Below are 12,542 nucleotides of genomic sequence, written 5' to 3'. Positions count from 1 at the left end.
GTCCTGCCGTCCACCGGGCGCGACGATGTCCGCTCCGGCCTCAGCCCTGCTGGAAGAGCTCCGCGGGCAGCGGCTTGAGGAGGGCGTAGAGGTCGTCGGTGATCGGGCGGTCCCAGCTGGCGATGGTGACCAGCACGCCGTCGCTGCGGTCGAACTGGGCGCAGGAGATCCGGCTCTCGGAGCACTTGATGCGCTTGACGATCAGCAGGTTGTCCTCGTGCATCACCGGGGTGTCCTCGCTCTCGACGACCGTCACCGTCTCGTCGTTGTCGAGCGCCGCCAGCAGCTGGGCCACCTCGAAGGGCACCTCGTCGTCCTCGAGGTCGCGGGCCGGGGAGCCCTCCGGCAGATTCCCGATGATCATCGCGGGGCCGCGGCCGCCGAACAGGTCGTAGCGCAGAAAGACACCCTGGCAGGTGCCGTCCGGCGCGGGCAGCAGCCCCGCACCGAGATTGCCCGGCCAGTCCCCGGGGTCCATCGCGAGGACGTCGAAGTCAGGACCAGCGGGCGTGGCTGCGCTACGGCGGCGGAGGAAGGACATGCCGCCATCGTACGTGTCCGCGCCGCGCGCGACGTGCGGACATCGGGGCAAGTGACGGCGGGTGCGCCGGCCGGATCGCCGTGCCGGCCACGCCGTGGGACGCAAAGAGGTGATCATGGAAGTTTCGGGCGCGACGGGGGTGCGGCAGCTCGGTCGTGAACACGTCATAGCGCTCCGGCGGCACCCACCCGTCATGTGCCGCCCGGCCCTTCCCGGTGGCGTTCGTGGTGGCGTTCGTGGTGGCGTTCGTGGTGGCGTTCGTGGTGGCGTTCGTGGTGGCGGGCCACCCGGGCGCGGTTGCCGCAGGAAGGGGTGCACCACTCCTGGCGGGCGTGATCCTTGACGAAATGGCGGAAGCGGCGAGGGGCGGGGCAGGCCCGCAGCAGGGCGCGCTCGGGACCGTCGAGGAAGACGATGACGGCGCGGGCGAGCGCGGACGGTGGGCCAGCACCATGCTGGTGCTGCGGGCCGGCTGGATATGCGCCTCCGCCGGGAGCAGGCGGTGGGCGTCGGCCCGACTGGGCGGTCCCGGCCGTACGGCGCGGGCGGACAGGGACAGGGCGGCGGCCCGCAGGTCCCGTACGGCGGTGAGCAGCGCTCGGTCCGCGGAGGCGTCCGGGGCGCCGTCCAGGAGGGCGGCCCGGTCCCCTAGCCGGACCGCGAGTCCGGCCGTATCGGCGAGGTCGTCGGCGACACCGCCGTGTCCGTCGTGGCGGATGGTGACGGCAAGATCGAGAGCCAGCCGCGTGGCGGTCATATGGCTGATGCTAGCGTCGCCGGCAGCCATTGATCGTGGAGGGAGAACCATGGCCGACATCCGTCAACTACTGCGCGACCTCCCGGTCTTCGGGGGCGATCTGCCGACCTTCGACCCCGTCGATACGCCCGACGAACCGGTGGCCCTGTTCACCACCTGGCTTCTCGCCGCCGTGGAGGCGCAGATCCCGGAGCCCCACGCGATGACGGTCTCGACGGCCGGCGCCGACGGCAATCCGTCCGCCCGCACGCTGATCCTCAAGGACATCGACGCGGACGGCTGGCGGTTCGCCGCGCATGCCGACAGCGTCAAGGGCAAGGAGCTGGCGGATCGCCGGTATGCGGCCCTGACGTTCTATTGGCAGCCGCTTGCCCGCCAGGTACGGGTCCGCGGACCGGTGGTGCGCGAGAGCGCCGAGCGGGCCGCTCAGGACTTCCTGGCGCGCGGCGCGGGCGCCCGCGCCGAGGCGCTGCTCGGCCGGCAGAGCCGGCCACTGACCGACCTGGCCGAACGCGACGCCGCGGTCGCGGAGTCGGCGGCCCGTCTGGCGCGCGAGCCCGAGCTGGTCGCGCCGGGGTGGCAGCTCTTCACCGTGCGCGCCGATGAGGTCGAGTTCTGGCAGGGCGACCAGGAGCGCAAGCACACCCGCCTCGCATACCGTCGCAAGGGCGATGCCGAGGTCTGGACGAAGGGGCTGCTGTGGCCGTGACGGCCGGGCGGCGCGGCGGCCCCGGCAGGCCGTGATGGGCGGCACCCACCTCAACCACTGGAAGGCGGGCCTGCGTTCGGTCCCGCCCGAGGTGTGGCAGCACGCGGACTGCGAGGTCCTGATCCTCGCCGACAACCACCTCACCGAGATCCCGGCCGGCCTCGGTCGCCTCCGCGCGCTGCACACCCTCGACCTCGGCCACAATGCACTGACCGAGGTGCCGGAGGAAATCGGGGCGCTGGCGGCGGGGCTGACCCGGTACCTGTACCTGCACGACAACCGGCTCACGGCGCTCCCGGAGGGGCTGTGCGCGCTGGACCGGCTCGGCTATCTCAACGTCGGAGAGAATCCGCTGGGACGGCTGCCGGAGACCCTCGGGGAGATGACGGGCCTGGTCGAACTGCGCGCCCAGAAAGCCGAGTTGAAGGCTGTGCCGGTGTCGGCAGGCCGACTGGTGCGCCTGCGGGAACTCTGGCTCGGCGGCAACGGGCTCACCGAGCTGCCCGCCGCCCTCGGCGCGCTGCGCGAACTGCGGGTTCTGGAGCTCCGGGACAATGCCCTGCCCCGCGTCCCCGAGGCGCTGCGGACGCTGCCGCTGCTGCGCCGGATCGACCTGCGGGGCAACCGGATCGGGGACCTGCCGTCGTGGCTCGCGGAGCTGCCGTCGCTGGAAAAGCTGGATCTGCGGTGGAATGCGGTGGCGGACACCGCGGAACCGGTCCTGGCGCTGCGGGACCGGGGGTGTGTGGTTCTCACGTGACGGGTGGCGGCTCACTCCGCAGACGCGGTTGCGGGCGAGCCGGCCGAAACCCTGGGGTGCCCCTGCCCTCAGGGCACCCCACCCGGCCGGACGGCATGCTCCGGCACCATGGCCACCGCGCGGAACGTCCGCGAGCGGGCCCGCGCGCGGCCGGGCCTACTACGTAAGGTCGAACTCCCCCTCCCGCGCCCCCAGCACAAAGGCCCGCCATTCCGCGGGGGTGAAAATCACTGCCGGGATTTCCGGATGACGGCCGTTCCGCATCGCGATATAGCCCTCGACGAAGGCGATCTGGACGTCGCCCACGCCCTGACTGCTCGACTGCCACTCGGCGTGGGTCAGGTCGAGTTCGGGCGTGGTCTCGCCCATCAGCCGCTGCTCGGTGATGCTGTTGGCCACGTTGCCGCTCCTCCCGGTCGGTCGTCCGACGTCAGCGTAGTGACCGGGCCCGGGGACGGACAGGGTGCGACCGGGCCCGCAGGCGGTCTAAGTGGCCGGGGGTTCGGCGCCGACCAGCCACATGGAGAAGAACTGGGCGCCGCCTCCGTACGCATGCCCCAATGCCCGCCGTGCGCCGTCGACTTGATGGTCGCCGGCCCGGCCGCGCACCTGGAGGGCGGCCTCGGCGAAGCGGAGCATGCCGGAGGCGCCGATGGGGTTGGTGGAGAGGACGCCGCCGGAGGGGTTGACGGGAAGGTCGCCGTCCAGTTCGGTGACGCCGGACTCGGTGAGCTTCCAGCCCTCGCCCTCGTCGGCGAAGCCGAGGTTTTCCAGCCACATCGGCTCGTACCAGGAGAACGGGACGTACATCTCGACGGCGTCGATCTCGCGGCGGGGTTCGGCGATGCCGGCCTGGCGGTAGACATCGGCGGCGCAGTCCTTGCCCGCCTGCGGGGAGACGAAGTCCTTGCCGGCGAAGAGGGTGGGTTCGCTGCGCATGGCGCCGCCGTGCACCCAGGCCGGCGGGTGCGGTGCGCGCGCGGCGCCGGCGCGGTCGGTGAGGATCATCGCGCAGGCGCCGTCGGAGGACGGGCAGGTCTCCGAGTAGCGGATCGGGTCCCAGAGCATGGGGGAAGCCTGGACCTTTTCGAGGGTGAGGTCCGCTTCGTGGAGGTGGGCGTAGGGGTTTTTGAGGGCGTTGCGGCGGTCCTTGTAGGCGACGAGGGAGCCGACGGTGTCCGGGGCGCCGGTGCGTCGCATGTAGGCGCGGACGTGCGGGGCGAAAAAGCCGCCGGCACCGGCCAGCAGCGGCTGCTGGAAGGGAACGGGCAGGGACAGGCCCCACATGGCGTTGGACTCGGACTGCTTCTCGAAGGCGAGGGTGAGGACCGTACGGTGGACGCGGGCGGCGACGAGGTTGGTGGCGACCAGGGCGGTGGAGCCGCCGACGGAGCCCGCGGTGTGGACGCGCAGCATCGGCTTGCCCACGGCGCCGAGCGCGTCGGCCAGGTAGAGCTCCGGCATCATCACGCCCTCGAAGAAGTCCGGGGCCTTGCCGATGACGACGGCGTCGATGTCGGCCCACGTCAACTCGGCGTCTTTCAGGGCTCGTTGGGCCGCCTCGCGGACGAGTCCGGCGATCGAGACATCGCGGCGGGCGGCGACGTGCTTGGTCTGGCCGATGCCGACGACGGCCACGGGTTCCTTCGCTGTCGCGGCCGTGCTCATGACGCTCCTGACGCTCATGGCGCTCCTCACTCACCTTCCAGGACGGCGACCAGGTTCTGCTGCAGGCACGGACCCGAGGTGGCGTGCGCCAGGGCGCGGTCGGACTCCCCGCGCTGGATACGGGCGGCGGCCTCGCCGAGGCGGATGAGGCCGGCGGCCATGACGGGGTTGGCGGCCAGTGCGCCCCCGGACGGGTTGATCCGGACCGTGGTGCCGGGCGCGTCGAGTGCGAGGGCGCGGCGGAGGACCACCTCCTGGGAGGTGAAGGGGGCGTGCAGCTCGGCGGTGTCGACCGGCCGCGCGAAGGCTCCGGCGCGTTCGGCGGCCAGGCGGGTGGACGGGGAGTCGGTGAGGTCGCGGACGCCCAGGCTGTGGGCCTCGATGCGGTGGTCGAGGCCGCGGATCCAGGCGGGGCGGTCACACAGCCGGCGGGCCGTGTCGCCGGCGGCGAGGACGACGGCGGCCGCGCCGTCGCCGATGGGCGGGCAGTCGCCGGTGCGCAGGGGGGCGACGAGCGGGCCGCCGGAGGGCACAGCGCCGCGTAGCTGGGCGTGGGGGTTGGTCTCGGCGGCGGTGCGGCTGCGGGCCGCGATGCCGGCCAGCTCGCGCTCGTCCGTCATCCCCGCGTCGATCAGGGCCTGGGCCTGGAGGGCGGCGAGCGCGACCGAGTCGGGCCACAGCGGGGCCACGTAATACGGGTCGAGCTGACGGGTGAGGACCTCGCGGACGTCACCGGGCGAGGATTTGCCGTACGCGTAGACCAGCGCGGTCTCCGCCTCGCCGGTGAGGATCTTCACCCAGGCCTCGTACAGCGCCCAGGCGCCGTCCATCTCGACATGGGATTCGGAGATCGGCGGCCAGGCCCCGACACCGTCCAGCGCCATGGTGAAGGAGAAGGCGCGGCCCGCGAGGTAGTCGGAGGAGCCGGAGCAGGTGAAGTCGATGTCGCCGGCCCTGAGGCCGGTCTGCGCCAGGACATCGTGCAGCACCGGCATCAGCATTTCGACCTCGGAGGCCTCCGCACTGTCGCGGCGGTGATCGCTCTGCCCGAAGGCGACGATGGCGACCTCCCGCACCGGGTCCTGCGCCGGATCCCGCACCGGCTCGCGCACTGGCTCGGGCATCAGATCAGCTCCTTGTAGCTGTCGTAGTCGGCGTCGGGTTCGCCGGTGGGGCGGTAGTGGTCGGGGATGGGGGCACCTCCCATGCCTTTAGGGCTATGGGGGAGCCCGCCCTCGCTCCATACGGGTTCGACGCGAAGGCCCATGCGGACCTGGTCGTACGGGATGCCGCCGATGCGCGCGTGCAGGGCCAGGTCGGCGCCGTCCAGGGCGATATGGGCGTAGACGTAGGGGACCTCGATGTCGAGGTTCTTGGCCTTGATGTTGACGATGCAGAAGGTGGTGACGGTGCCGCGGGGGCCCACCTCGACCTGGGTGTCGGTGGCGACACCGCAGGTGGGGCAGGCGCCGCGGGGCGGGACGTACACCTTGCGGCAGGAGGGGCAGCGTTCGCCGATGGTCCTGCGGTCGGAGAGCGCCTGGATGTAGCGGGACTGGGCGGCGCCGGGTGAGTAGGTGTAGTCGAGGCGGGCGGGGGTGGTGATGCCGGTGACCGGATCGGCGAACTCGCCCCGGTGCGGCTGGGGTTGGGGCTGACTGCCTGGGGATCGGGTGATGTTCTCCGCGTCGGCGGACGGTTCGAGCGGCTCGAAGCAGGCGATGTCGGTGATGGCGCCGGTACGTTCGGCGGCCCAGCGGATCGTGACCCGCATGCCGGTGTGTACGGCGCCGGGGCCGGGGGCGTCCAGGGCGTGCAGCAGGGCGGTGTCGGCGCCGTCGAGCCGGACCAGGACCCAGGCGAAGGGGGTCTGCAGGGGCTGGCCGCGGCGTGGGGAGGGGTTCCAGGCCCAGGTGGTGACGGTGCCGCTGGTGCCGACCTCGACCAGATCGCGGATCTCCTCGGCGGTGACCGGGTCGTATTCGGTCGGCGGGACGACCACCCGGCCGTCGCCCGCCGTGACGCCGAGGACGGTGCGTTCGCGCAGGCCGGTGAGGAAGGCGCTCTGTACGGGGCCGAGCGAGCGGGTGAAGGGGAAGGCGACGACGAGGGGTGCCGTGAGGACTTCTGGCATACGGGACTCCGTGGGTGTGGTCCGGCGCGTGGGCCGGTCGAGCGCGTGGGCCGGGTCGAGCGCGTAGGTCGGTCGAGCGCGTAGGTCGGTCGAGCGCGTACGTCCCGGTCAGGCGCGCCGGAAGACGGGCGGGCGCCTTTCCGCGAAGGCCCGGGAGCCCTCTTTCGCGTCGGCGGTGTCGAAAATCGGCCAGCCGCGGGCGAGTTCGGCCGCGAGCCCGTCGGTCTCGGTCATCTCCGCGGTCTCGTAGACGGATGCCTTGACGGCCTCGACGGCGAGCGGCCCGCACGCGTTGATCTGCTCGGCGATCTCCAGGGCCTTGTCGAGTGCGGTGCCGTCGGGGACCACATGGCCGATGAGGCCGATGCGTTCGGCCTCGGATGCCGGGTACGGGCGGCCGGTGAGCAGCATCTCGAGGGCGTGGGCCCGGGGGATCTGGCGGGCGAGGCGGACGGTGGAGCCGCCGATGGGGAACAGTCCGCGCTTGACCTCGAAGAGGCCGAAGGTGGCGCCCTCGCCCGCGACACGGATGTCGGTGCCCTGGAGGATCTCCGTACCCCCGGCGACGCAGTACCCCTCGACGGCGGCGATCACCGGTTTGCGGGGGCGGTGGTGCCGCAGCATCGCCTTCCAGTGCAGGTCGGGGTCGGCGCGCAGCCGGTCGCGGTACTGCTCGCCGGCCATCCCCTTGCCGGCCAGCGCTTTGAGATCCATCCCGGCGCAGAAGGTTCCGCCGGCGCCGGTGAGGACGATGGAGCGGATCCCGTCGTCCTCGTCGGCTGCGATCCAGCCGTCGTACAGGCCCACCAGCATCGGCAGCGAGAGCGCGTTCTTTGCGTCCGGCCGGTTGAGGGTGAGCACCAGTGTCGCGCCGACGCGCGCGATGGTCAGATGTTCCGTACCGCCCGATCCGGCCGTACCGCCCGATCCGGCCGTACCGCCCGGTGCGGCTGCATCGCCCGATCCGGCTGAGCCGCCCGTTGCCTCTGCGGCGACCGTTCCGTCACTTCCACCCATTCCGTCCTCCCGTCTCAAGGCGTAGAACAGGTTGCAGTAGCGGCACGGCGACTTCAAGGCTTTTCTGACACCCAGTCAGATTTCTTGGGTCCGGCCCTTCCCTGCTCCCCTCCACGGCGCTCTAATGACCGCCGTGGCCCGGTCCGACGGACCGGACCGAGCCGATGCCCGCCCGGTCTGGAGGAGACGTGGAGTACAACCTTGCCGACCTCTTCGAGTCGATCGTCGACACGGTCCCCGACCGCGAGGCGCTGGTGTACGTCGACCATCCGGGAACCGGCGCCGAACGGCGTCTGACGTACGCGGAACTGGACCGCGCCGCCAACCGCCTCGCCCACCATCTGAGCGATCACGGCATCGGCCCCGGCCAGCACGTCGGACTGCACCTGTACAACGGCATCGCCTATCTCCAGGCCGTCTACGCCTGCCTGAAGATCCGCGCCGTACCGGTCAACGTCAACTACCGGTATGTGGAAGAGGAGTTGGTTTACCTCTACCGGGATGCGGACCTGGTGGGCCTGGTCTTCGACGGGGAGTTCACCGGGCGGGTGGCCGCCGCCCTCCCCCAGGCGCCCAAGCTGCGGCATCTCGTACGGGTCGGCGCGCCGCCCGCCGGCGCCCCCGAACCGGCGATCGCTCCCGTGGCGCTCGCGGACGCCGAGGCCTCCGGATCGCCCGCACGCGGCTTCGGACCGCGCTCCGCCGACGACCAGATCGTCATCTACACCGGCGGCACGACCGGGATGCCCAAGGGCGTGATGTGGCGGCACGAGGACATCTTCTTCTCCGGCATGGGCGGCGGCGCACCGACCGGCGAGCCGGTGAAACGGCCGCAGGAGCTGGCCGAGCGGGTCGCGGCGGGCGGCGGGGGAGGCGCTGGTCTCGCATTCTTCCCCACGCCCCCGCTGATGCACGGAACCTCCACCCTCACCGCATTCATCGCCTTCCACTTCGGCCAGAAAGTGGTCATCCACCGCAAGTACGTGCCGGAGGAGGTGCTGCGGACCGTCGAGCGGGAGAAGGTCACCAGCGTGTCCCTGGTCGGCGATGCGATGCTGCGTCCGCTCGTCGATGCGCTCGCCGGGCCGCTCAAGGGCGTCGACTGCTCGTCCCTCTTCAGCGTCAGCAGCTCCGGCGCGATCCTCTCCGAGACCGTACGGGCCCAGTTCAGCGCGCTGGTCCCGAACGCCATGCTGCTCAACAACTTCGGCTCCTCGGAGTCCGGCTTCAACGGCACCGCCACGGACGATTCGGGCCCGGAGTCCGGGTTCCGTCTGCGGGTCAGCCCCCGTACGGCGGTGGTGGATCCGGTCACCCATGAGCGGATGCCGGTGGGTGAGCCGGGCCGTCTCGCGCTGCGCGGACACGTTCCGCTGGGCTACTACAACGACCCGAAGAAATCCGCCGAGACATTCTTCGAGGCGGACGGGAACCGGTGGGTGCTGCTGGGTGATATGGCGACCGTCGACGCGGAGGGCATCGTCACCGTTCTCGGCCGCGGGTCGCAGTGCATCAACTCCGGTGGCGAGAAGATCTATCCGGAGGAGGTCGAGCAGGCGCTGAAGGCCCATCCGGATGTGTACGACGCGCTGGTGGCGGGTGTGCCGGACGAGCGGTGGGGGAACCGGGTCGCGGCGGTCGTCCAACTGCGGGACGGAGCCGGGCCGTTGGACCTGGCGGGTGTGCAGGCGCACTGCCGGACCCGGCTGGCCGGGTACAAGATCCCGCGGGCCGTGGTCTTCGCCGACCGTATCCAGCGTTCGCCCAGCGGGAAGGCGGACTACCGCTGGGCCAAGGCGGTAGTGGCGGGCGAGCGGGAGGGGTGAGGGCCTGGGCGGGAAGGGGCGCCCGTCGGGGTGGCCCGGCCACGGGTGGGTGACCCCGTGGCCGGGCTCAGCCGCAGACCGAGCGCAGCGAGCGGGCCAGCGCCACGGTGTGCAGGGCGTCCAGGTGCCGCTCCTGCCGTACCTGGACGGCGGCCCCTGTCACCAGCGGACCGCAGTACGGCGCGGAGCGGGCGTGCGGCGAAGCGGCGATGGCCCGGACCAGTTGGCCGTTGATGCGATTGATCTCCTCCCGCACCTCGTTCAGGTCCGGCCGCTCGGTCGGCGCCTGCGCCGGGTCCGCGTCCCACCGGCGGTGCAGGCCGCGCTGGACGACCTTGCTCGCCTCGATCTGGTCCCGGAAGATCCGCACCGTCGCCTCGGGATCGGCGCCCAGCTGCCGCGCCTGCTCCGCCACCGAGTCCAGCACCACCTGCTCACGGGCCGGATCGTCGATCGGGCTCCCGGTGCCCCATTTCGCCGCGGCCACCAGGTCGCCGGTGGCGAGCCGCTCGGCGGAGAGTGCCGCGAGGGGGCGGAGTTGGGCGTACGGGGAGTACGGGGCGTGCGCGGTGGCGGCGGGTGCGGCGGCCGCGACCGGGTGCGCCGGCGCCGCGACGGCCCCGCCGGCTCCGGCGAACAGGACAGTCGCGGTGGCACCGGCGATCAGCACGCGGCGCAGGGGGCTGGTCGGCTGCACAGTGGGCCTTTCTCAAAGACGGGTTCGCGACCCCGCGGGTCAGCTGCGGGCAGCTGGAGAGAGGGTTGGCCGGGCACGTCACCGTACTGCACCAGGCAGGGGGTCGTCGGGCCGCACAACCCTGGCCTACGGCCACACCGACCTGGGCTGATGCGCCGACTGCGGTACGGGCTCCGCTACGGCCGCGCCGCCAGGAAGGAATTCACCGCGGCGAGGAATTCCCCCGGCCGTTCCTCGTGGACATGATGACTGCCGCCCTCGATGGTCACCAGGCGGGCGCCGGGGATCCGGTCGGCCATCTCGGCGAGGTGTTCCTGGGCGATGTGGCTGGTGGGGCCGCCGCCGATGACGAGGGTGGGGGCGCTGATCTTCTCCAGGGCGTCCCACCACAGGGGGTCGGGGGCGTTGCGCTCCGCCACCACCGCGGACTTCGCTCGCCAGTCGAAGGACTGCGGGCCCGTCGGCGCCTCGGGCACCTCCTGGGGCGGGTCGGCGGGGCGCGGCGGCGCGGCCTCCTCCAGGATCAGCCGGGCCACCAGCTCCGGCCGGTCCGCGGCCAGCAGCAGGGCCGCGACGGCGCCCAGTGAGTGCCCTATGAGGGTCACCCGTCCCAGGCCGAGGGCCGTGACGAACCCGATCGCATCGTCCCGCCAGCGCGCGAAGCCGTACTCCCCGGGCCAGTCGCTGTGTCCATGGCCCCGCTGATCGAGGGCGAACACACGATGCGTACCGGTGAGCCGGCCGACCACGCCGCGCCAGTCCTCGCCGTCCTCCCCGAGACAGTGGAGCAGTACGGCCGGGGGCGCGTCCGGCTCGCCCCACACCCGGTATGCCAGCCGGACCTCGCCAACCTGCACTTTCTGGACGTCACTCATGCGCGGGACGCTACCCGTGGACTGTCTGCGGCACGCCTCTTGACGTGTTCGCCGCGCGCTGATTACTTGGGTCCGCAGGCAGCTACCGAATGATCGGTTGGGAGGAATGAGGCGGTGACTCTCCATGCCGGAAACAGCTACGGGCGCGATGGGCAGTGGGACGGGCGGGACGAGTGAGACATTCGACGCCGCGGAACGGCTCTCCCTGGACGCCCTGCGCGAGCTGCAACTGACCCGGCTGCGGGCCTCGTTGCAGCATGCGTATGACCATGTGCCGTTCTACCGGGAGTCCTTCAACCGGGCAGGGGTACGCCCGGACGACTGCCGCTCGCTCGGCGATCTCGCCCGCTTCCCCTTCACCGTCAAGGACGATCTGCGCGCGCACTACCCCTTCGGGATGTTCGCCGTCCCCCAGGGCGAGGTGCGCCGTATTCACGCCTCCAGCGGCACCACCGGCCGCCCGACCGTCGTCGGCTACACCGAGCGCGACCTCTCGCTCTGGGCGGATGTCGTCGCCCGCTCGATCCACGCGGCGGGCGGGCGTCCCGGCCACACCGTCCATATCGCCTATGGATACGGGCTGTTCACCGGCGGCCTCGGCGCGCATTACGGCGCGGAGCGGCTGGGTTGTACGGTCGTGCCGGCGTCCGGCGGGATGACCAGCCGGCAGGTGCAGATCATCCAGGACTTCCGCCCCGAGATCATCATGGTGACGCCGTCGTACATGCTCACCCTCCTGGACGAGTTCGAGCGGCAGGGCATCGATCCCCGCACGACCTCGCTCAAGGTGGGGATCTTCGGCGCCGAGCCATGGACGCAGGAGATGCGGCGCGAGATCGAGGATCGGTTCGCGATCGACGCCGTGGACATCTACGGCCTGTCGGAGGTCATGGGCCCCGGCGTCGCCCAGGAGTGCGTGGAGACCAAGGACGGCCTGCACATCTGGGAGGACCACTTCTATCCGGAGGTGGTCGATCCGTTCACCGGCGAGGTGCTGCCGGACGGTGAGCACGGCGAGCTGGTCTTCACCTCGCTCACCAAGGAGGCCATGCCCGTCATCCGCTACCGCACCCGCGATCTGACCCGGCTGCTGCCCGGCACCGCGCGGCCCGCCTTCCGCCGGATGGAGAAGGTCACCGGGCGCAGCGACGACATGATCATTCTGCGCGGGGTCAATCTCTTCCCCGCGCAGGTCGAGGAGATCGTGCTGCGCACACCGGGCATCGCCCCGCATTTCCAGCTGCGGCTGACCCGCGAGGGCCGGATGGACCAGCTGACCGTACGGGCCGAGGCCCGGCCGGAGGCTACTCCCGAGGAGCGCACGGCGGCCGTCGGGCGGATCGCGCGGGGCGTCAAGGACGGCATCGGGGTATCGGTAGGGGTCGAGATCGTCGATCCGGAGACGCTGGAGCGCTCGGTCGGCAAGATCAAGCGCATCGTGGACGCGCGGCCGCGGGGTGAGTCCTAGGCCCTGTCGTCAAACTCCCGCCTGCCTCGCGACGCCTGGCACGCGCGCTCGCTGCGTTGTCGGGCTCATCCCGGTACGCCCAGTACCGGG

General features: G+C 71.8%; 13 protein-coding genes. 4 read left to right on the top strand and 9 right to left on the bottom strand.

The genetic code is table 11. From position 1 onward, the window contains the following. Positions 1–40 precede the first annotated feature (40 nt). Positions 41–541 (bottom strand): hypothetical protein, encoded by a 501-nt coding sequence (locus AB0D04_RS40580; RefSeq protein ID WP_362712427.1) that lies wholly within the window; start codon positions 539–541, stop codon positions 41–43. A gap of 191 nt (positions 542–732) precedes the next feature. Then, entirely contained in the window at positions 733–924 is a 192-nt protein-coding gene (locus AB0D04_RS40575; RefSeq protein ID WP_362712429.1) for a CGNR zinc finger domain-containing protein, read from the bottom strand. A gap of 423 nt (positions 925–1,347) precedes the next feature. Here AB0D04_RS40575 and AB0D04_RS40570 point away from each other — a divergent pair, with 423 nt between their 5' ends. Then, a complete protein-coding gene (locus tag AB0D04_RS40570; protein ID WP_362712426.1) occupies positions 1,348–2,007 on the top strand; it encodes a pyridoxal 5'-phosphate synthase in 660 nt (219 codons plus the stop codon). Positions 2,008–2,041: 34 nt separating this feature from the next. Continuing rightward, positions 2,042–2,767 carry a leucine-rich repeat domain-containing protein gene (locus tag AB0D04_RS40565; RefSeq protein WP_362712425.1) on the top strand — a complete coding sequence of 242 codons (726 nt, stop codon included), beginning with the start codon at positions 2,042–2,044 and terminating at the stop codon, positions 2,765–2,767. 159 nt (positions 2,768–2,926) lie between these two features. Here the strand turns inward: AB0D04_RS40565 and AB0D04_RS40560 are convergent, their stop codons facing one another. The 5 genes from AB0D04_RS40560 to AB0D04_RS40540 all read right to left on the bottom strand — a co-directional run bounded on the left by AB0D04_RS40560 (position 2,927) and on the right by AB0D04_RS40540 (position 7,643). Continuing rightward, a complete protein-coding gene (locus tag AB0D04_RS40560; RefSeq protein WP_362712424.1) occupies positions 2,927–3,166 on the bottom strand; it encodes a DUF397 domain-containing protein in 240 nt (79 codons plus the stop codon). Positions 3,167–3,253: 87 nt separating this feature from the next. After that, positions 3,254–4,435, bottom strand: coding sequence for a thiolase domain-containing protein (locus AB0D04_RS40555; protein WP_362712428.1), 1,182 nt, complete (start codon positions 4,433–4,435; stop codon positions 3,254–3,256). Between the two features lie 26 nt (positions 4,436–4,461). Continuing rightward, positions 4,462–5,559, bottom strand: coding sequence for a thiolase domain-containing protein (locus AB0D04_RS40550; protein ID WP_362712423.1), 1,098 nt, complete (start codon positions 5,557–5,559; stop codon positions 4,462–4,464). Continuing rightward, positions 5,559–6,569 carry an OB-fold domain-containing protein gene (locus AB0D04_RS40545; protein ID WP_362712422.1) on the bottom strand — a complete coding sequence of 337 codons (1,011 nt, stop codon included), beginning with the start codon at positions 6,567–6,569 and terminating at the stop codon, positions 5,559–5,561. The genes AB0D04_RS40550 and AB0D04_RS40545 overlap by 1 nt, the downstream gene beginning before the upstream one ends. A 108-nt stretch (positions 6,570–6,677) precedes the next feature. Next, complete coding sequence (locus tag AB0D04_RS40540; protein WP_362712421.1) at positions 6,678–7,643, bottom strand: crotonase/enoyl-CoA hydratase family protein; 966 nt, start codon at positions 7,641–7,643, stop codon at positions 6,678–6,680. Between the two features lie 131 nt (positions 7,644–7,774). On the opposite strand from AB0D04_RS40540, the gene AB0D04_RS40535 reads away from it, so the two are divergent. Then, positions 7,775–9,412 carry an acyl-CoA synthetase gene (locus AB0D04_RS40535; protein ID WP_362712420.1) on the top strand — a complete coding sequence of 546 codons (1,638 nt, stop codon included), beginning with the start codon at positions 7,775–7,777 and terminating at the stop codon, positions 9,410–9,412. A gap of 67 nt (positions 9,413–9,479) precedes the next feature. On the opposite strand, the gene AB0D04_RS40530 is transcribed toward AB0D04_RS40535, so the two are convergent. Both AB0D04_RS40530 and AB0D04_RS40525 read right to left on the bottom strand, forming a co-directional pair. After that, entirely contained in the window at positions 9,480–10,109 is a 630-nt protein-coding gene (locus AB0D04_RS40530; RefSeq protein ID WP_362712419.1) for a chorismate mutase, read from the bottom strand. Between the two features lie 176 nt (positions 10,110–10,285). Then, on the bottom strand, positions 10,286–10,984 hold the full coding sequence (locus AB0D04_RS40525; RefSeq protein ID WP_362712418.1) for an alpha/beta hydrolase: 699 nt from the start codon (positions 10,982–10,984) through the stop codon (positions 10,286–10,288). Positions 10,985–11,108: 124 nt separating this feature from the next. Between AB0D04_RS40525 and paaK the strand changes: the two genes are divergently transcribed. Continuing rightward, positions 11,109–12,452, top strand: coding sequence for a phenylacetate--CoA ligase PaaK (gene paaK, locus AB0D04_RS40520; protein WP_362712417.1), 1,344 nt, complete (start codon positions 11,109–11,111; stop codon positions 12,450–12,452). The last annotated feature ends 90 nt before the right edge of the window (positions 12,453–12,542 follow it).

Origin of the sequence: Streptomyces sp. NPDC048483 (assembly GCF_040651455.1) — a bacterium.
Taxonomy (GTDB): Bacteria; Actinomycetota; Actinomycetes; order Streptomycetales; family Streptomycetaceae; genus Streptomyces.
The sequence above is the reverse complement of the archived record's forward strand: the minus strand, read 5'-3'. Positions and strand labels throughout refer to the sequence as shown.